Raw genomic sequence first — 20,513 nt, 5'->3', positions numbered from 1 at the left:
AATGATAGAGAAGGAGGGTTTGATCATGAGCAATTTTTTAATCGTTTTACTAGTTGCGATTCCTTTTTTGGCTCAGTTGGTAGCGCTTCCATTCGTTAATCATATTCAACCGATTATAATCGGATTTCCTTTCCTGCACTTCTGGCTGTTTATCTGGATGCTGCTAACCCCGGTGTTCACCTGGGCGGTTTATCGTATCCAAAAAGCGAAGGGGGATGTTGACTGATGAAAGGGAATCTTACCGCGCTGCTTATTACATCCATTATTGTGCTGGTCGTTGTTGCACTCGGATTTATAGCAGGAAGAAATAAAGCGTCCCGCAGTTCTGTCGAAGAATGGTCTGTTGGCGGAAGGCGGCTTGGCGGGCTTTTTGTCTGGTTTTTAATCGGAGCTGATGTTTATACCGCCTATACGTTTCTGGGGCTGACAAGCCAGGCCTACAAGGGCGGAAGCATCGCTTTTTTTGCAACCCCTTACGTTGTACTGGCCTATCCGTTAGCTTACTTTTTTCTTCCAAAAATTTGGAAAGTTGCCAGTACGCATAAGTTTATGACACTTTCTGATTATATTAAAGGACGATTTGACAGCAAGCTGTTTTCTGTTCTGGTAGCCATTAATGGCGTATTGATGTTAATTCCTTATATTGATCTGCAGTTAAGCGGTATTCAGGATACGCTGAAAGTTGCAGGCACAGGTTATATCAATGTAACGTTCGTCGTCATTGTGTCCTTTGTGCTTGTTGCTTTTTATACGTTTTTCAGCGGCATTAAGGCACCTACTTATACAGCCATTATTAAAGATATTCTCGTGTGGGTGGTTATGCTGTTCATGGTTGTATCGATTCCCACGATTCACTTTGGCAGCTGGACCAACATGATCAATACGTCGATTCATAAAGTGCCGCAAATGATGGCCATTCCTTCAACAGGTTCCAAAGGGATCCTCTGGTTTTCTACAGCCGCGTTAATTTCAGCCCTGGCGCTGTTCATGTGGCCGCACACGGTAACCGGTACGTTTAGCTCCAAGAATGCGGAATCACTTCGAAAAAATGCGATTGTGTTGCCGTTTTATAATATCGTTTTAATGCTGGTAACATTTTTAGGGATCACCGCTTATTTAGTCGTTCCTAAAGGGACAGACCCGCGCTACGCTTTTCTTGAGTTGATCCACATGTCGTATGGCGGCACGATGCAGGGGTTTGCCTATTCAACCATTGCGCTGGCGTCTCTCGTTCCCTGCTCGATTATGGCGATTGGGGCGTCTAACCTTTTTGCGAATAATATCTACAGGGATGTAATCAACCCGAATGCTGCGCCAGGCAGACTAACAATGGTTACGCGGTCGATGGTGTTTGTGGTAATTGGTATGGCGCTGCTGTTTGGCCTGCTGTTCCCGAGCGCACTTGTTTCCCTGCAGCTAATGGGAGTATCCGGTATTGTCCAGGTGTTCCCGGCTGTTGTGTTCAGCCTTTACTGGCGCAATCTAACCAGGAAAGCTGCGTTAATCAGTTTTATCGCGGGCATGGTCACTGTGTTTGTAGTCTACGCCACAGGAAAATCCTTTGGCATGTATGAAGGTTTTATAGGATTAGTGGTAAACATTGTCGTTATGGTTATCCTAAATCCTATGTTTGTCCGGAAGGGCCAGATGCGCAACAATCCTGTCATGGAAACGCTGTTTGGTAAACAACCGGAAGAACCGATGCGCAAAGCGTTATAAAGAATTGAAGCCTCAGGGATATCCTGGGGCTTTTTCTTGCATAAGCAGGATACGGGCATGGATATTTTATCATGTACAGCCTATAATAAATGTGGTTTTTACCAGGACGATTCAAATCCCGTAAATAAATGAGGTGTTGTGTTGGAGGATTTTAAAGAGCTGGGCATCAGCCCAAGCTTAATTGAAAAATTAACGGCCAATGGAATCGAGGTTCCCACCCCGATTCAGCAGCAGGCGATTCCTGCCCTGCTATCAGGAGAAGATGTAGTGGCGAGAGCCCAGACGGGAACAGGGAAAACGCTGGCTTTCGTTCTGCCAATTTTGGAGAGGATCAATGCGGATAACCAGCAAATTCAGGCGTTGGTTGTGACACCGACAAGGGAATTGGCGATTCAAATAACGGCCGAAGTCAAAAAAGTCTTACCGCAAGAGTCCGGGATACATGTGCTGGCCGTATACGGAGGGCAGGATGTGTTAAAGCAGATGCATGTGCTTGCGGGCAGCGTACATATAGTGATTGCCACACCAGGCAGGCTGCTGGACCATCTGCGGCGGGGCACGGTGGAGCTTTCGTCCGTATCGATGCTTGTGCTGGACGAAGCGGATCAAATGCTGCATATCGGTTTTCTAACGGAAGTAGAAGAGATAATTAAGCAGACGCCAGCCGCCAGACAGACGATGCTTTTTTCCGCAACCATGCCGGATACCATCGTATCGCTGGCCAACGCCTATATGCGAAGCCCGCAGCATATCCAGGTGCAGCAGACGGAAATCACGGTACGCGATATCAAACAAATTGTTATCGAAACGACCGACCGGGCCAAGCAGGCAACGCTATTCCAATTGATTAAGCAGTACCGGCCTTTTCTGGGAATTATATTCTGCCGCACGAAGCGAAGAGTGAGCAAGCTTGCGGAAGCGCTTAAACAAAAAGGGTACAATGCCGAAGAACTTCATGGGGATTTGTCACAGGCTAAGCGTGAAGATGTCATGAACAGGTTTCGCGAAGCAAGAGTGCAGTACTTAGTGGCCACAGATGTGGCGGCCAGAGGCCTTGATGTGGAAGGTGTGACGCATGTGTTTAACTATGACATACCGCACGATGCAGAAAGTTACATTCACCGGATAGGCAGGACAGGCAGAGCCGGGGAGACAGGCCTCGCCGTCACACTGGCTGCACCTAAGGACCGCCAGTATCTTGAGTTAATTGAAAAAGGAATCCGCCTCACGCTGGACAGGCACACCGTTCAGCTGCCCCAAAAGCGATAAGCTTCCTTATCATTGCAGACTTTTTTATGTTTGCACTGATAAGGAAGCTTTTTTTCTGTCCTGAGCGCAGTAAGATATAAAATGAAACCTTGACTCATAGGATAGATTCTAGGCACGGTCTAACAGGCAGAACAGTTATGTAAGCGTTTTAAGCAAGTAGAGTTGTAGAAAAAATAAAAAGTTTAGGGGGGTCCTTATGAAAAAATTATTTCCAGTTTTGCTTGCCGGAACATTATTATCCATTACCGCCTGCTCCGGCTCACAATCTAGTAGCTCAAGCAGTGGCGGTTCTGCAGCTCCGGCATCAAGCGGTTCAAATTCCAGCACGGGTAAACCTACCATTGGTGTTGCCATTTATAAATTCGACGATACGTTTATGACCGGGGTCCGCAATGCGATTTCCGACGCCGCAAAAGACAAAGCAGAGGTTGATATTGTGGACAGCCAGAATTCCCAGCCGACCCAAAATGATAAAGTTGACCTCTTCATCACGAAAAAGGTCAACGCTCTGGCGATCAACCCGGTTGATAGGACGGCGGCGGGCGTCATTATCGATAAAGCAAAGGCGGCTAACGTGCCTGTTGTGTTCCTCAATCGCGAACCCCTACCGGAAGATATGAAGAAATGGGATAAGGTGTATTACGTAGGCGCCAAAGCTGAAGAATCGGGGACGCTGGAGGGCCAGATAGTAGCCGATTATTTTAAATCCCACAAAGAAGCTGACAAGAACCATGATGGTGTCCTTCAGTACGTGATGCTTAAAGGTGAGCCTGGCCACCAGGACGCGGAATTGCGCACCAAATATTCGATTCAGGCGGTTGAACAGGCCGGCATTAAAACGCAGAAACTCGCGGAAGATACAGCGATGTGGGATCGGGTAAAAGGCGAGGAGAAAATGGCGGCGTTCCTCGGATCGCAGGGCGATAAAATCGAAGCGGTTTTTGCTAACAACGATGATATGGCACTCGGTGCAATTGAGGCCTTAAAGGCCAAGGGTTATTTCCAGAATGGAAAGTACATGCCCGTTGTTGGGGTGGATGCAACGGCACCCGCTATACAGGCGCTCCAGGATGGCACGCTGCTCGGAACGGTATTAAACGATGCGAAAAATCAAGGAAAAGCCACGCTCAATCTTGCTGCTGTCCTGGCACAGGGCCAAACACCGAACAAGGCAAATACAGGATACGACATTACGGATGGCAAGTACGTATGGATCCCTTATAAAAAAATCACCAAGGAAAATATAAACGACGCGAAATAAGCTTCTGGATCGCAGGCATTTCGCTTACATGTCAGCAGGGGGCGCATCGGGTCCAGATAGCAAACGTGTCCCTTGCTTTTTACTATCTGCGTAACAGCACCGGTCCGCTCGTTGGAAAAGCCAGGTTAAGAGGGGGTGTTACAATGAGCAACAACAAACATGTGCTGGAGATGAATAACATCTCTAAAGAGTTTCCAGGTGTTAAGGCTCTCGATAATGTGACGTTGAAAGTGCACGCGGGGACGGTACACGCCCTAATGGGGGAGAACGGGGCTGGAAAGTCTACCTTAATGAAATGCCTGTTTGGCATCTATAAGCCGGATGCGGGGGACATCCTTCTGAACGGTGAAAAAGTGGAGATTAACAGCTCCAGCGATGCTCTTGGAAATGGCATTTCCATGATCCATCAGGAACTTCATCCGGTCCCGTTTCGCAATGTTATGGAGAACATCTGGCTGGGCCGGTTTCCTCTCAAATCCTGCGGTCCTTTCAAGTTTGTCGATGAAAAAAAGATGTACAAGGACACCCGGGAACTCTTTGCTGAGCTTGATATGGATATACAGCCAGAGACCATTATCGGCAAACTATCTGTTTCTAAAATTCAATTGATAGAAATCGCAAAGGCGGTCTCCTATCATTCAAAAGTGATTGTCATGGATGAGCCAACGTCATCCCTGACCGGCAATGAAGTGGTGCAGTTGTTTACTATTATCGGTCAGCTCAGAAGCCGAGGTGTCTCTATTATTTATATATCCCATAAAATGGAGGAGATTCTTCGCATAGCGGATGATGTGACGATTATGCGGGATGGCAAATTGATTGGTACATGGCCTGCGTGTGAGCTTACTACGGACCTTATCATTTCCAAAATGGTGGGCCGTGATCTCTCACAGCGATTTCCGGAACGCAGCAACATTCCTGGCGAGGTGGTGTTACAGGTGGGGGGTCTATCATCACCTGCTCCCAAGTCTTTTAAGGATGTTTCTTTTGAATTGCGTAAAGGTGAAATTCTAGGAATCGGCGGACTGGTTGGCTCACAGCGAACAGAGTTGATTGAGGCGCTGTTTGGGCTGCGAAACGTGGAGGCAGGGGTCATATCGATAAAGGGCAAGCAAGTGAAAATTAAATCACCAATCGTAGCAAAGAAGCACAAGATGGCGCTTCTGACGGAGGAACGCAGGGTCACAGGCATATTCCCTATTTTGTCTGTGCTTGAAAATACGTCAATTTCGAACCTCATTCGTTATCAAAAACCATATCTATTGCTTGATGATAAGAGGAGAGCGGAGGATGCGGAAAAAGGGATTAAGATGTTCCGGGTTAAAACGCCTTCCAGTAAGACATTGATTCAAAATCTATCAGGCGGAAACCAGCAAAAAGTGCTGCTAGCCAGGTGGCTTTTGACAGAGCCGGAGATTTTGTTGCTTGACGAGCCCACCAGAGGCATCGATGTAGGGGCTAAATATGAAATCTATGCAATTATTTCGGAACTGGCCGCACAGGGCAAAAGCATTATTATGATTTCGTCTGAGATGCCTGAGCTGCTCGGCATGCCTGATCGGATCCTCGTAATGCGTGGAGGCCGAGTTTCCGGCATTCTAGATGCAAAAGACGCAACGGAGGAAGCCATTATGCGTCTTGCCGCAGAGCTTACAACATAAGGGGGGCTGCTGGATGAACCGATTGCATCAAATGAAAAACTTCTTTTTTCAAAATGCTATTTATTTCGTGCTTCTGATTCTCGTGATTGCTATCGCCTTATGGGATCCTCGTTTTTTATCCGTAACGAGTATACGTGATATTTTGCTGCAATCATCCACACGGGCCATCATTGCCTTAGGCGCGGCGTTTGTATTAATAACAGGGGGCGTTGATCTGTCAGCGGGCCGGGTTGTTGGGCTCACCGCTGTCCTCTCAGCTTCCATGCTGCAGATCGATGACTACTCTCGCAAGTTCTTCCCGGGTCTCCCGCACCTGCCTCTATGGATCCCTATCTTATTGGCAATTATTGCTGGACTTGTGGTGGGCTTGCTCAACGGATTCATCGTATCTAAATTTAGGGTGCCGCCCTTTATTGCCACACTGGGCACAATGGTTATGGTGTATGGCATGAACTCGATCTATTTTGATATGAAACCGAATGAATCCCAGCCGATTGGCGGTTTGCGGCCAGACTTTGGCAATCTTGGCACCGGCGCAGTTGGAAGCGGTGCTTATTCCATCCCTTATATTGTCATTATTGCGATTGTTATATCGCTTATCGTCTGGGTCATTTTTAATAAAACGCGCCTTGGAAAGAACATGTATGCGATAGGAGGCAACATCCAGGCCGCGACAGTCTCTGGGATTAACGTATGGAGCAACCTGCTCTACCTATATGCGATTGCCGGGGCGTTGTACGGGGTTGCCGGGGTACTTGAAGCAGCAAGGACCGGCGGGGCAACGAACAACTATGGCAATATGTATGAACTCGATGCGATCGCAGCCTGCGTGGTAGGGGGCGTCTCCACATCAGGAGGCATCGGGACCGTACCGGGTGTTCTGGCAGGCGTCTTAATATTTGGTGTCATTAATTACGGCCTCACATTTATCGGCGTGAACCCCTACTGGCAGCTTATTATTAAAGGGCTCATTATTGTCGTCGCGGTTGCGTTTGATATAAGAAAATACCTGGCGAAAAGATAGAGAAAGAAGAGGGACCAGAACTGTATAAGAGTGCCCACATGATGTGTGGCGCTCTTTTTTGTCTTAAACTAGTTATCTTGAATCCTTGAACAACAAAAATCCTCCCAAATAGGGAGGATTTTCAAAATATAGTTACAAATTAAGTTGAATACTATAGAATAAAAAATAAAAACCTACCTACAAAAAATGGTAGTTAGGTTTCGGCCGATTTGACGCGTTCCTTGGAACGAGCTACTTTGCGGCCTTAATATTATTTCGCACTCCTCGGAATGAGAACATAATATACATTGACAATTTACCATGTGCAGTAAAGATTGTCAATGGAGTTATTTAATATTACTACAATGGTATCGATAAAAAAGTAGACCTCGAACAGAGACTGATCTTTTGTTAGGTATTGTTCGAACAATTCTGTTTAATTCTCCAAATGAAAAATCAAAAGGTGTAGCTGCAAAAAATACACTGGTAATTGAATTGTTGAAAAATTCTAAGTTTCATTCATTTTTGTCAGACATTCGATATTATGAATGGACGAGTACAAAGCAACTAGCTGAAGTTTCTTTTGATGACTACATACAGTTATTTTTGGCTAACCATCATGAAACTTGGATGGGGACAGACAAAAGTAATTAAAGCAAGGAATCTAGCCTTCCTTCATTAGTTTAGAAACGTTATAAGTTGGTATTAGACATGCTAATATCAAGCGGCTAATGATGACGTAAATTATTTTGTGTAAGGTCTTTTAGACAAAGAAAAAGTAGGGGTATCCTCGGAATTGTCCAGATTCCATAAAAGAGAGGAAGTTACCTTACTTATGCCATCTAGTATAAACAATTCCGACCTTACAAATCAATTAGAAGATGTTTTACGAAGCTTTGTCAAAGAAAAGCTTGAACTGATTATGCGGGAAGAACTGACAAACTTCCTTCACGTAGAAAAGCCAGATGCCTCAAACAGTCGAAATGGGTATTATCAGCGTTCATTGGAAACACGTTATGGAAAAATTGAGAACCTTACGGTTCTCCGCGACCGAGAGGGCGCGTTTCAAACCGCACCGGCATCACAGCAAGATGGCTATCGGGACATTCTGGGCTTCTACGTGGGTGGACAAGAAAGTGCGTCAGGTTGGCGTGATATTTTGCTTGATTTGTACAATCGTGCTCTTTATCAGGTTCTGCTGGGTGTGTTTGATGGATTAGGCGGCCTAGAAGATGCATTTCACGATGTGTATCCAAAAGCTGATGTGCAGCGTTGTGTGATTCACAAAGTGCACAACACGCTTAATAAGGTTCGTAAGAAAGATCAGTATGAAATCGCAGAAGACATGAAAGCTATTTATCGTTCGTTAACCACAGAGGCCGCTCTTGTACAATTTGAAGCCTTCCAAAAGAAGTGGGCAAGTAAATACCCAAGAGAGGTGGCCTCCTGGGAGCAGGATTTACCCGTTCTTCTTACCTTTTTGTCGTACCCTTCTTCAATCCGAGGTGTCATTTATACAACCAACTGGATTGAACGTACAAACAAAGAAATTCGTAAACGCCTAAAGCCGATGAACAGCTTATCGAATCTCAAAGCGGCAGAGAAGATCGTTTACCTTTCGCTGCAGGATTTACAGGAGCGATGGTCTACCCGAAAATTCAATGGAAAGGGGAAAATTGAAGCAACTGTACAGGAGATCCAGAGGCTCAAAATCTTGGCGAAGAAGTACCTTGTCCAAAATGCGAAGGCAAGGGTTACATTCTAACAGCGCTAGGGCAAACCCTTTTGGATTTCGTAAAAAGAAATCTGTAATCCTATCTCAATTGTGGGGAGTGTAGGCTCAGTGGATTATTCGGTTATTCGATCAGCGGCTGGTTTAAGCAAGCATCAACAGCAAGATGCTGGGTGGAAGAAATCAGTCAAAACATTGTGGAATTCTCATTGGACGGCTGACATATCCTTGCTGCTTGTAGCACTAATATGGGGTTCCACGTATTCCATATCAAAAGATATTGTAGCTACCATTCCGGTATTTGAATTTTTGTTTATTCGTTTTACGCTTACTGTGCTGCTCATGCTGCCTTTTACAGTCCGTTTAGTTTGGCGGGCGACCGCTGCAACATGGATTAACGGGTTGATTTTTGGTCTTTTTCTATTAATCATCTATTCACTGGAGACATTCGGAGTTGTCTATACCAGTGCTTCAAATGCTGGTTTCATTATTAGCTTGTGTGTGGTGCTTGTCCCGATCGTGGACAGCATTGTGTATCGAAAGCTTCCCCGCATTTCTTTAATGGGTGCTGTGCTGCTTTCTACGGTCGGAACAGGCCTTTTGACACTAAAGGCCGCGTATGTTTTCAATCCAGGCGATTTTTTGATTCTTGGGGCAGCCCTTTTTCGGGCGATTCAAATGACCGTCACAAAGAAATTAACAGAAGGCAAAGAGATAGAGCCGGGCGCATTGACCACTATTCAACTATTAGTTGTAGCCGTAGGTGCTGGAATTATATCCTTTGCTCAACACCCCGCATCGGTGCAATTGTCCCCTAAATTCTGGTTGATTACAGGCTATCTAGCCGTATTTGCCACCATCTTCGCGTTTTATGTGCAGCTAGTGATGATCCGGAGAACATCGCCTGCCAGAGTTGCTCTACTGCTCAGCAGTGAACCTTTGTTTGGCGCTATGTTTGCCATGTTGCTTATGGGCGAGCATCTTTCGTTCGGCTCGCTTATAGGGGGGGCCTGTATCATACTGGGGATGATTTGGGGCAGAAGGCTGCAATCCGAAAAAAATAACAGCTGAAGCCGCCTTAAAAAAAGAACGAAAAGCCAAAATCCACCTTTGGCCACACCATTCATGGTGAATGGCTTTTGGTGGATTTTTTCAACTAAAACCCTTTATAGGGGTGTAGAAGCGAATAAACCGATCGTATACATGGAACGGAAAGACCATGTTTGGCACTTAGCTTGTATACATAACCCTGGAGGCTATCAATCTCCAAAGGGAGCCCTTTCTCTAGGTCACGGTGTAAAGAGGATGTCATCTCTGGTGGCAAACTTGCGACCCGCTGCAAAATCTGCTCTTTCGTATCCGCTGGTATGCCAATTTTCTCCGCTTGTGCCACAGTGACAACCTCTTGGATCATATCTTTTAAAAAGCCGTATGTAACAGGGTCCGTGAGTATTTCTCCGATTGGTTTGCGGGTGGCTGCAGTAATCCCGCTCATGATCGTCAAGAAGATAAATTTCTGCCAGATGTCTACAATAATGGAGTCGCTCAATCGCACATTCGCCCCACTGTCCCGTAGGATTGATTGCAATTTAAGCATCCATGGAGCATGGCTTGGGTTAAAGGACCCGAAAATAATGTCTTGCATTGGGCTTGTCTGTAGAATCTTTCCTTCAGTGTCTAAGGTTGATTCGATGTAGCATAACCCGCCGAGCACCGTTTCCTGGCCGAATTCGGCAGTTAGTGTCTCGTAATGTTCAATACCATTTAATAATGGCAGGATTTTGGCTCCTTTTTTAACAAGCGTACGAATCTCTGGGAGTGCACTTTGCAGGTGATAGTTTTTTAATGCGATTAAGACAACGTCAGGGTTGCTGATTTCTTCTGCTGAGCGCGCTAAAGCAGGTTGTAAGCTAAAGTCCCCGTGAATGCTTTTAATTTGCAGACCTTTGTCCTGCAATTGCTGAAAACGTTTTTCACGGACAAGGAACGTAACCGGTACATTGGACAGCGCTAATTTCCCGCCAAAATAACCTCCCACAGCACCCGCACCTAATACTACAATATGCATAACACTTCCCCCTAATTAGTCGATATAGGAATACTATTATCGATAGATACAAGAAAACCCTTTTTTACGGCTAGGGCCCAGGAAGAACAAGATCTATGAACGGCCCTTATAGGGCTGATAATCAGTATAAGAAGGCTTGCGAGACGCCGAATGACTGTATCCACGCACCGTTTATATATTTAAAGACCAGACTGCCCAGGCCGTATGCCGAAACCGATACACCTGAAATTAAACCTTTGCGCTCCGGGAACCACTTGATTAGATTAGACAACTATGTAATGTAGGCCGTACCATCCGCAAAACCGACAACAACGCCCGCCAACAGATACAGCATGGTTAGCGAAGACGCTAGCGAGCTCAGCATAAATCCTATCCCAAGTACGATTCCTGACACAATCACGAGCTTACGAATGCCCCACTTTTCCTGGAGCCTGCCAGCAAACAAGGTGGAAAAAGCTAGGGCAAAACTGGTAATCGAGAAGGTGAAGGAGACGGAACCAAGATTCCAGCCGAATTTGTTGACCAGCGGCTGATTAAAAAGGCTCCATGTATAAATCGTACCAAGCCCCACCTGTACAATAATGGTTCCCAGTACCACAAGCCACCGGCTCACAGGTTTGCTTGTAGATCGACTTTCCTTGCCAGATCGCAAGCTAGTTGCCAAGCTGGGACGGGTTACTTTGCCAGTTGGTTTCATTTCCGAAACAGGTTGGTCTTAGCAAGTTCGACCAACTCATCGCCGCGCCCATTTAGAACGGCTTTAAGCATCCAGAGGGTAAACCCATGAGCTTGCTGTAACGTTATCTTTGGCGGCAAAGACAATTCCTGGCGGTTCACAACAACATCAAGCAGAACGGGTCCGTCATATTCAAATGTCCGCCGTACTGCATCTTCCAGATCACCCGGATCTTCAACCCGAATTCCCTCAATTCCAATTGCCCTTGCTACGTCAGCAAAGTTTGGATTGTTAAGGTCCGTACCCGTCTCCAAATACCCTGCAGCTTTCATTTCTAATTCCACAAAGCTAAGGGCACTGTTATTGAATACCACAACCTTCACGGGAAACTTGTGCTGGCGCAGCGTTAACAGATCGCCCATCAACATCGCAAGGCCGCCGTCACCGGACAATGAAACAATCTGGCGATCCGGGTTTGCAACCTGGGCGCCGATGGCTTGCGGAAGAGCATTGGCCATTGTACCATGGTTAAACGATCCTAATAGCCTCCTTTTTCCGTTCATCTGCAGGTAACGGGCAGCCCACAGCGTTGGTGTTCCCACATCACAGGTGAATACAGCATCCTCGCTTGCCAGGTCACTTACGATTTTTGTAAGATATTGCGGATGGATGGGTGTACGGCCTGGCGTGCCGACCGCAAGCTGGTCCAGTTCCTTGCGTACATTACTGTAATGGGAGACAAACTTATCTAGGTGACGGGAGTCATGAGCCTCTGTTAAATGGGGAAGCAGGGCTTCCACCGTATTTTTTACGTCTCCGCACAGTCCGTACGTTAGAGCTGTTTTTCGGCCGAGATGCTCCGGCCGAATATCCACCTGCAGGATGACGGCTTTTTCCGGGTAGAACTGCCGATACGGAAAATCTGTACCAAGCATCAGCAGAACATCACAGTCCATCATGGCGTGATAACCGGACGAGTAACCAATAAGACCTGTAAGCCCAACAGAATAAGGATTATCATATTCAAGATGTTCTTTCCCGCGGAGCGCGATGACCATCGGTGATTGCAGCTTTTCACATAGCTGCATAACCTGCGCATGCGCACCCTCGCAGCCGGCACCGCATAGCAGGGTAATACGCTTTCCACTATTTAGATATCCTGCCAGATTCTTCAATTCGCCCTCGGAGGGATGTATGACCGGTTCTGTAATATGCACAACGTGATCAGGTACAGGATGATCGGCCGCTTCATTACCTGCTACGTCCCCAGGCAGGACGATGATGGAAACCCCTTGCTTTGCCACTGCGGTTTGCATCGCGACCGTAACTGTACGGGGCATCTGCTGGGCGGTTGTTACAACTTCACAGTAGTAGCTGCAATCACCGAATAGTTGTTGCGGATCTGTGGACTGAAAATAACCCGTACCGATTTCGTCGCTTGGAATATGTGCGGCAATAGCAAGTACGGGAACCCGGTTGCGGTGGCAGTCATACAATCCGTTGATAAGGTGGAGGTTACCGGGCCCGCTGCTTCCCGCGCACACGGCAATGCTGCCGGTGACGGCGGCATCGGCACCGGCAGCAAAAGCCGCAACCTCTTCATGTCGAACATGAATCCATTCAATTTTGCCGGAACGGCGTATAGAATCAAGCACAGCATTTAGGGAATCTCCCACAATGCCGTAAATCCTTGTGACACCTGCATTGAGCAGTGCCTCAATAAGTGAATCCGCAATCGTCCTTTTCATTTTCTTCTCCTTCGGGTGATCATTTTCTTTTATTTTGATCATGCTGTCATCGTCCTATTCGAACGGAGAGTCTGAAGCAGAACGCAATAACGCAAGGAACAGCACCGTGTATGGTAAACTTGGAGTAACGATTCATGTAAGATGTAATGGAAGATATACGGTTAGCCGTGCCGCTTAAGGAGTGAATATCATCATGCAACTTCCGATCGAATCAGCCTTACCCGCCCTGAAGGAAGCGCTTCATAGGCAGGAAAGCGCGGTGCTTGTAGCACCTCCAGGGGCTGGGAAAACCACTAGAGTTCCGCTGGCATTACTTGAGGAACCGTGGCTCGCTGGGCGCCGTATCCTGATGCTCGAGCCTCGCCGGCTGGCCGCCCGATCCGCTGCGCGCTATATGGCGGCATCCTTAAGGGAACAAGTTGGACAGACGGTTGGGTACCGGGTTAGGATGGATACCCGGGTGGGGCCTGCGACCAGGATTGAAGTTATTACAGAGGGTGTTCTTACCCGGTTCCTGCAGACCGATCCGGCCCTCGAAGATGTGGGCTTGATTATATTCGATGAATTCCATGAAAGAAGCCTGCATGCGGATCTGGGGCTGGCACTCAGCCAACAGTCCCAGTCTGTGCTGCGGGAGGATCTGCGCATCCTGATCATGTCTGCCACGCTTGATGCCGAGCCTGTGTCTGCCCTGCTGCGTGATGCACCCGTTGTGGTCAGCGAAGGCCGGGCTTTTTCAGTGGAGACGCATTATATAAATAAGCCGATCAACGGACATATCGAGCCTGCTGTTGTACAGGCCATTCTGCATGCGCTGGACACCGAATCCGGCGACATTCTCGTCTTCCTGCCGGGGGCGGCTGAGATCAAGCGGGTGGAGGCAGAGCTTCTGCAAAAGCGATTGGGAAATGACATTCGCATCGCCCCTCTGTATGGAAGACTTTCGCGGGAAGCGCAGGACATGGCTGTGTCGCCTTGTCCGCCGGGGGAGCGCAAGGTTGTGCTTGCGACTTCCATAGCTGAGACAAGCCTAACAGTGGAGGGGGTACGCATCGTGATCGATAGCGGAATGGCCCGAGTACCGCGTTTCTCACCAAGAACCGGTATGACCCGGCTTGAGACGGTTCGCGTCTCCCGGGCTTCAGCGGACCAGCGGAGAGGGCGAGCGGGCCGGCAAGGTCCCGGTGTGTGCTACCGACTGTGGACCGAACAGGAACAACGGCTTTTCGCTCCGCGCAGCACGCCGGAGATTCTGGAAGCGGATCTTACAGCACTTGCACTCGAACTGGCTGCTTGGGGCATATCCAATCCCGATGAGCTGCTCTGGCTGGATCCGCCGCCGGGTGCGGCGTTCTCCCAGGCCAGGGAGCTGTTGACCAGGCTGGGTGCACTTGATGAAAGGGGACTGATTACGACGCACGGGCGGCGCATGGCTGATTTCGGCGTGCATCCAAGGCTGGCACATATGCTGCTTAAGGCGGATGCACTTGGCCTGGGCAGTCTCGCATGTGAACTTGCAGCCGTTTTAAATGAGCGAGATGTATTAAGGGACTCCGCTTTAAATGCGGATCTGCGGCTGCGTATTGAAGCGATTCGCAACAGTAAGAAGAATGGACCGGGTTTTGGCAGCGGTCCTCATATGGATTCAGCCGTCAGCCGGCGTATTCTAGCTGAAGTGAACCAGTGGCAGAAGATGCTTGAATTAACCGTTGAAGGTGAAGAGGACAATGGTGAAATGGACGATACTGATCTGGAAAAATGTGGGCTTCTTCTTGCCTTTGCTTATCCTGATCGCATCGCCCAGCGAAAACCAACCGGCAAGTTCCTTCTCCGAAATGGACGCGGAGCCATTTTGCCCAAACTGCAGCCTCTGTCAAACACTAGCTATCTAGTAGCGGCTGAATTAGATGACCAGACGTCTGAGAGTCGGATTTTACTGGCTGCTCCGGTGGAATTGAGCCTGTTGGAGCACCATTTTAGCGAACAGATAAAGACCGAGCGCACGACAGTTTGGGATAAGGAAAGGCAAGCTGTAAAGTCAAGAAAACGCATGTGGCTGGGTGCGCTTCTTTTGCAGGATGTTCCGATTACGGATGCGGATATGGAAATCCTGCTTAATGCGCTTCTTAGCGGAGTAGCAGACGAAGGATTGGAGATTCTCCCATGGACGAAAACCGCTCGGCAATTCCGGCAGCGGCTAGCCTTTATGCACACGCTGGATAACGTGTGGCCGGATGTATCGGATGAGGCGTTGATCGCTTCTCTTACAGATTGGCTTGGGCCGCACGTGTATGGTTTAAGAAGCCGTTCGGATCTACAGAAACTGAACATGGTGGAAATTATCCAGTCCATATTACCCTGGGAGCAGCGACGTGAGTTAGATGAACATGCACCTTCGCATATTACCGTTCCAAGCGGCTCACGCATTCCAGTCGACTACAGTGACCCGTCTTCTCCGGTATTAGCTGTCAGGCTGCAGGAGATGTTTGGCCTGAAAGAGACGCCTCGAATCGGCCGGGCCAAAATTCCACTTATGCTTCACCTGTTGTCGCCTGCGCAGCGGCCTGTGCAGGTCACACGCGACCTGGCGAGCTTCTGGAAGAATGCTTATTTTGAGGTGAAAAAGGATTTAAAAGGACGATATCCTAAGCACTATTGGCCGGATGACCCGGTAGGTGCTGTTCCGACAAACCGCACTAAACCAAGGCAAGCGTAATTTCGTTTGGATCGCTGAATAAATTAGCGGTCCTTTTTTGTTCCTGCAAGATCGGCGCTTACTATATTCTCAAAAGTAAGAAAATAACATATACTTGTGGACATAGCCTAAATTCAACCGTTATTTTGAAAGTTAGAAGGAGCTGTTTATCTTTGTCGCGATTATCAGGTGTAACAATTTGGTTAGCTGGGGTTCAGTGGCTTTTTTTTATGTTTGCCAACACGGTTGTCATTCCAATATCCGTTGGGGCGGCATTTCATCTGCCGGCCGCTGAGGTGACTTCAGCGCTTCAATGTTCGTTTATATATACGGGTCTGGCGTGTGTGCTGCAGGCTTTGTTTGGCCACCGCTTATCGTTTATGGAGGGCCAGTCCGGCCTCTGGTGGGGCGTTATCTTAAGCTTAGCTGCTTCAGCGTCTTCTACACAGATGAGCCTTACCCTTTTGGGGGGTGGGCTGGCGACGGGGATTATTCTGTCCGGCGTACTCATTGCGATTCTTGGTGCCCTGGGTATGGGCAAGTGGCTGAAAAGGATCTTTTCACCCGTAGTCATGAGTGTCTTTCTTATTTTGCTGGCGAGCCAGTTGATTATCATTTTTGTTAAAGGCATGCTGGGTTTGTCTGCCGGTGACAAGATCGATATGGGCACAGCTGGCCTCTCCATTTTATTGATTATCCTGGTTTCCTGGCTAAATGTGAAAGGCAGAGGTAAAGTCAGCAATTTTTCCATTTTAATCGGGATTATGGTTGGCTGGATTCTATACAGCGTTCTCTTCCATGCCCACACGTCTATCCAACCTCATACCACGTCTCTTATAAGCTTGTTTCCGTGGGGGCAACCGAATTTCGAATGGGGTATTGTGCTGACCGCTTTATTAACCGGTTTGATTAATACTACTAATACAGTGGCGACTCTGCGAGGCGGGGAACAGTTATTCGGGGAGCCGGCGACGGATAGGCAGTATCAGCGCTCCTTCATTCTGACCGGAATCAATTCTATCATTTCGGGCTTGTTAGGGATGGTTCCCTATGCGCCGTATACGTCGTCGCTGGGGTTCCTTCAATCGACCAGGATTTTGGAGCGGTCGGCCTTTATCGCAGGCGGGTTGCTTTTTATGGTGCTTGGCCTGATTCCCTTCCTGGGTTCTTTGTTTGCCACTATGCCGGTGAGTGTAGGAGATGCCGTGTTGTTTGTGGCCTATCTGCAGCTGTTTGGCGCTGCGCTGAAAAATATCGAAGGTATTCGTTTTAATTCAAAAACGATATACCGGATTGCCGGACCTGCGCTGCTGGGAATTGCTATGCTGAGCCTGCCTGCTAAAGCGTTCGGTTCGTTTCCAATGTTGATCCGGCCGCTTCTGAGCAACGGACTCCTGGTAGGGATTCTGCTGTCTGTTGTACTTGAGAATATCGTCAATTGGTCCCACTATGAAGAAGCTCCGGCTAGCAGAAAAGCAATATGAAGAAAGGGGAATAAGAAGATGAGCGCCGAAACATTGAACCGGACAGCCGAAGAGGCCAGAGAGGATGTGATCGGGTGGAGAAGACACCTTCACGAACATCCTGAGCTATCTTTCGAGGAAGAAAAGACCGCACAATTTGTCTATGATACATTGGAGTCTTTCGGTAATCTGGAGCTTTCCCGTCCAACCAAAACGAGCGTGGTGGCGCGGCTAATCGGATCGAAGGCTGGAAAAACACTGGCCATCCGGGCGGATATGGATGCGCTGCCTATTCAGGAAGAGAACACATTTGAATTTGCCTCGAAGAACCCTGGTGTCATGCACGCCTGCGGCCATGATGGGCATACCGCTATGCTGCTTGGAACAGCGAAGGTCCTGTCGGGAATGAAGGATCAGATTCAGGGAGAAATACGTTTCTTATTCCAGCATGCGGAAGAATTGTACCCTGGCGGAGCACAGGAAATGGTAAATGCAGGTGTAATGGATGGCGTGGACATGGTAATTGGGTGCCATCTGTGGTCACCGATAGAGATTGGAAAGGTCGGCGTTGCTTACGGCCCGATGATGGCGGCTCCGGATACATTTTGGATTACCATTAAAGGAAAAGGCGGGCATGCTGCGCTGCCGCAACAGACGATTGATTCGATTGCCATCGGCGCCCAGGTTGTTACGAATATTCAGCACATCGTTGCGAGAAACACAGATCCACTGGATAACCTGGTAGTTTCGATCACACAGTTTAACGGGGGGTCAGCCCACAACATCATGCCGGGTTCAGTTGAGATGTGCGGAACGGTTCGTAGCTTCGATGCAAAACTTAGGGCGGCGGTCCCGCAGTTGATGGAACGCATCGTCAAGGGCATTACAGAAGCACATGGTGCCGAATACGTATTTAAATATGAAAACGGCTACCGTCCCGTTATTAACAATAATGAGGTTACCAGAATCATCGAGGCAACGGTGATTGAAGTATTTGGCAAAGAAGCGCTAGACCTTATGAAACCAAACATGGGCGGCGAAGATTTCTCTGCTTTTCAGCAGAAGGCACCAGGTGCCTACTTCTACATTGGAGCCGGGAATCCGGATAAAGGGATTATTCATCCTCACCACCATGCCCTTTTTACAATTGACGAAGATGCACTTGAAATAGGTGTGAAAATGTTTCTGAATGCTGCATTTAAACTGCTTGCCTGATGCATGAAGTAAAAAAAGGAGAAACACGATTATGACGTAGATTAAATACGCTTAATCCTGAACTGGATTAGGCGTTTTATTTTTGTATGAAAAAAGGAAAGCTGCCATATTGTTTTTGGCGCCTTCCTGTGTAAATCGATTTCAATGTCCAAGCCAGTTGCGGAACATATTCGTAGTTGGGCCTGGGGGATAGATGACGTAGAGGAGCAGGAACACAGCAAGTCCGCTTGCTGTCGTAATAAACCAGATTACTACCGTCCACGGCCCGATCTTTTTATGCTTGGAAAAAGCCTGCACGTAAGCGAACCGGAGCGTTACAATGCCTAGAATTGCTCCTACAGTTGCAAGTATGGTATGAGTCTGAAGAAAAATTTGATAGGGAGGTTTAAGGCTTGCAGGGCCGCCGAAAGAAGTATCGCCTACTAACACCGTTTTGGCAGCATAGCCAATAAAGAATAACGCCGCCATAACAGTGCCCAGCAGCATGAGCCGTCTGTGCGCTTCTTTGCGGCCCCGTCGGATTTGGTACCAACCTATCGCCATAAAGAGGGCGCTGAGCAGCATAAAACATTCATTAATATACGGAATAATGTGAAACATGCGTTTTCATCCTTTCAATGTTAAAGGGAAATAGTACAGCCTCACTACTAGGAACACATTTTATCAGACCCGATGTAGGGCAGCAAGGTTTGAAAACAATCATTTGATATATCGTCAATAATTCATGGTAGATGTTGTTTTAAAGTGCTGTAAAGTAGGTAAGGGGTAGATAGTTTTTCATGGCTAAGTAAAGCAAATCCATTTATACATAAATTTATAATGGAACTGCTCTACAAGGCCAATTTTTGGGGATATTTATCTAAGTTGTGGAGAAGAGGTGAAAACTTTTTGTCCGAATGTGTGACAAAATGATGAATAATGCAGAAACAATCATAGCAAGCATGCGGCAGCTTTGATATTATAAGAACGTTACTAAGTGCGGCAACGTTACTGGTGCGTTTGAATCTATCATTATTTAATCCACAAAGTATTAGGCCAGTTGCCCCAAAATTTTAGTGGATGCATAAGAGAGGAGGAAACAAGGTGAAGAAACAAAAGCTGCTAAATCGTGTTAGCCTGTTTTTTGTAGCAGCCCTGACGATGATCATGATGTCAGGATGTAGTAGCAATTATATTGTTCTTGATCCGAAGGGACCCGTTGGTCAAACCGAGCTTCATTTGATTGTAATCTCTACTATCCTGTGTGCGATTGTCGTTATTCCCGTTCTGGCCATTCTGGTTTACATTGTTTATCGTTTCCGTGACAAGCCAGGTAATGATGCACCTTATACCCCGGATTGGTCGGACAGCAAGGTACTTGAAATCATATGGTGGGGTATTCCGGTGATAATCATTGGTATTCTCGGTTACTTTACTGCGAAAGACACGTATGCTCTTACCAAACCACCAGTTACGGATGCTAAGCCGATTACCATTCAAGTTACTAACTTGAACTGGAAATGGCTGTTCCAGTATCCGGACCAAAAAATTGCAACAGTCAACTACTGTGAAATTCCTGCAGGTGTTCCGGTGCAATTTGTGCTTACTTCCGATGCCCCTATGAACTCTTTCTGGGTTCCACAGTTAGGCGGTCAGGAATATGCCATGCCTGGTATGGCGATGCGTCTGTGGCTCCAGGCCGATCATCCTGGTAAATACTTCGGTTCTGGCGCGAATTTTACTGGTAAGGGATTTGCACATATGCAATTCCAAGTCGAAGCAAAGCCGCAGGCTGAATTTGATGCATGGGCGAAAAGTGTAAAACATACAGCTCCTGCGTTAACTAAAGAAGGTTACGTGAGTCTCACTAGCAAACAAGACACATCCAATGTGCAAACGTTCTCGTCTTATCCTGATGGTTCTTTTGAGGAAACAGTTAGCAAGAACGGTGGTCAATACTACCATCACGATATGCCGGGTATGTCCAACACTGACATGCCTGGAATGAAAATGAATAAATAAGG

General features: G+C 47.5%; 16 protein-coding genes and 2 pseudogenes. 14 read left to right on the top strand and 4 right to left on the bottom strand.

Going from position 1 to position 20,513, the window contains the following annotated elements; genetic code table 11:
* Positions 1–25 precede the first annotated feature (25 nt).
* The 10 genes and pseudogenes from PP175_RS24895 to PP175_RS24850 all read left to right on the top strand — a co-directional run bounded on the left by PP175_RS24895 (position 26) and on the right by PP175_RS24850 (position 9,716).
* Positions 26–226 carry a DUF3311 domain-containing protein gene (locus PP175_RS24895; RefSeq protein ID WP_272440865.1) on the top strand — a complete coding sequence of 67 codons (201 nt, stop codon included), beginning with the start codon at positions 26–28 and terminating at the stop codon, positions 224–226.
* A complete protein-coding gene (locus PP175_RS24890) occupies positions 226–1,719 on the top strand; it encodes a sodium:solute symporter family protein (RefSeq protein WP_272440864.1) in 1,494 nt (497 codons plus the stop codon). Before PP175_RS24895 ends, PP175_RS24890 begins: the two co-directional genes overlap by 1 nt.
* 138 nt (positions 1,720–1,857) lie before the next feature.
* Positions 1,858–2,988, top strand: a complete 1,131-nt coding sequence (locus PP175_RS24885; RefSeq protein ID WP_272440863.1) for a DEAD/DEAH box helicase — start codon at positions 1,858–1,860, stop codon at positions 2,986–2,988.
* Between the two features lie 196 nt (positions 2,989–3,184).
* Positions 3,185–4,249 (top strand): galactose ABC transporter substrate-binding protein, encoded by a 1,065-nt coding sequence (locus tag PP175_RS24880; RefSeq protein WP_272440862.1) that lies wholly within the window; start codon positions 3,185–3,187, stop codon positions 4,247–4,249.
* A 143-nt stretch (positions 4,250–4,392) separates the two neighbouring features.
* The gene (locus tag PP175_RS24875) at positions 4,393–5,910 is read left to right on the top strand and encodes a sugar ABC transporter ATP-binding protein (protein ID WP_272440861.1); all 1,518 of its coding nucleotides are present in this window, start codon (positions 4,393–4,395) and stop codon (positions 5,908–5,910) included.
* A gap of 13 nt (positions 5,911–5,923) precedes the next feature.
* Positions 5,924–6,934 carry a galactose/methyl galactoside ABC transporter permease MglC gene (gene mglC, locus PP175_RS24870; RefSeq protein ID WP_272440860.1) on the top strand — a complete coding sequence of 337 codons (1,011 nt, stop codon included), beginning with the start codon at positions 5,924–5,926 and terminating at the stop codon, positions 6,932–6,934.
* Between the two features lie 387 nt (positions 6,935–7,321).
* Positions 7,322–7,567: a hypothetical protein gene (locus PP175_RS24865; protein ID WP_272440859.1), complete on the top strand. Its 246-nt coding sequence runs from the start codon at positions 7,322–7,324 to the stop codon at positions 7,565–7,567.
* A gap of 181 nt (positions 7,568–7,748) precedes the next feature.
* On the top strand, positions 7,749–8,678 hold the full coding sequence (locus tag PP175_RS24860) for an IS256 family transposase (protein WP_272440858.1): 930 nt from the start codon (positions 7,749–7,751) through the stop codon (positions 8,676–8,678).
* Positions 8,657–8,725: pseudogene (locus PP175_RS24855) on the top strand (hypothetical protein); the annotation flags it as partial. The gene PP175_RS24860 and the pseudogene PP175_RS24855, both read left to right, overlap by 22 nt.
* 31 nt (positions 8,726–8,756) lie before the next feature.
* Entirely contained in the window at positions 8,757–9,716 is a 960-nt protein-coding gene (locus PP175_RS24850) for a DMT family transporter (protein WP_272440857.1), read from the top strand.
* Positions 9,717–9,801: 85 nt separating this feature from the next.
* Here the strand turns inward: PP175_RS24850 and PP175_RS24845 are convergent, their stop codons facing one another.
* From PP175_RS24845 to poxB, 3 genes and pseudogenes are all read right to left on the bottom strand, one after another.
* Positions 9,802–10,713, bottom strand: a complete 912-nt coding sequence (locus tag PP175_RS24845; protein ID WP_272440856.1) for a ketopantoate reductase family protein — start codon at positions 10,711–10,713, stop codon at positions 9,802–9,804.
* 124 nt (positions 10,714–10,837) lie between these two features.
* Positions 10,838–11,410, bottom strand: a pseudogene (locus tag PP175_RS24840) (MFS transporter); the annotation flags it as partial.
* Positions 11,407–13,137: a ubiquinone-dependent pyruvate dehydrogenase gene (gene poxB / locus PP175_RS24835; protein ID WP_272443369.1), complete on the bottom strand. Its 1,731-nt coding sequence runs from the start codon at positions 13,135–13,137 to the stop codon at positions 11,407–11,409. The pseudogene PP175_RS24840 and the gene poxB, both read right to left, overlap by 4 nt.
* 193 nt (positions 13,138–13,330) lie before the next feature.
* On the opposite strand from poxB, the gene hrpB reads away from it, so the two are divergent.
* The 3 genes from hrpB to PP175_RS24820 all read left to right on the top strand — a co-directional run bounded on the left by hrpB (position 13,331) and on the right by PP175_RS24820 (position 18,510).
* On the top strand, positions 13,331–15,853 hold the full coding sequence (gene hrpB, locus PP175_RS24830; RefSeq protein ID WP_272440855.1) for an ATP-dependent helicase HrpB: 2,523 nt from the start codon (positions 13,331–13,333) through the stop codon (positions 15,851–15,853).
* A gap of 152 nt (positions 15,854–16,005) precedes the next feature.
* Entirely contained in the window at positions 16,006–17,316 is a 1,311-nt protein-coding gene (locus PP175_RS24825; RefSeq protein WP_272440854.1) for a uracil/xanthine transporter, read from the top strand.
* 18 nt (positions 17,317–17,334) lie between these two features.
* A complete protein-coding gene (locus PP175_RS24820) occupies positions 17,335–18,510 on the top strand; it encodes a M20 family metallopeptidase (protein ID WP_272440853.1) in 1,176 nt (391 codons plus the stop codon).
* 141 nt (positions 18,511–18,651) lie between these two features.
* On the opposite strand, the gene PP175_RS24815 is transcribed toward PP175_RS24820, so the two are convergent.
* On the bottom strand, positions 18,652–19,110 hold the full coding sequence (locus PP175_RS24815; RefSeq protein ID WP_272440852.1) for a DUF420 domain-containing protein: 459 nt from the start codon (positions 19,108–19,110) through the stop codon (positions 18,652–18,654).
* A 483-nt stretch (positions 19,111–19,593) separates the two neighbouring features.
* On the opposite strand from PP175_RS24815, the gene PP175_RS24810 reads away from it, so the two are divergent.
* Positions 19,594–20,511, top strand: a complete 918-nt coding sequence (locus PP175_RS24810; protein ID WP_272440851.1) for a cytochrome c oxidase subunit II — start codon at positions 19,594–19,596, stop codon at positions 20,509–20,511.
* The last annotated feature ends 2 nt before the right edge of the window (positions 20,512–20,513 follow it).

Source organism: Aneurinibacillus sp. Ricciae_BoGa-3, from assembly GCF_028421645.1.
GTDB lineage: Bacteria > Bacillota > Bacilli > Aneurinibacillales > Aneurinibacillaceae > Aneurinibacillus_B.
The sequence above is the reverse complement of the archived record's forward strand: the minus strand, read 5'-3'. Positions and strand labels throughout refer to the sequence as shown.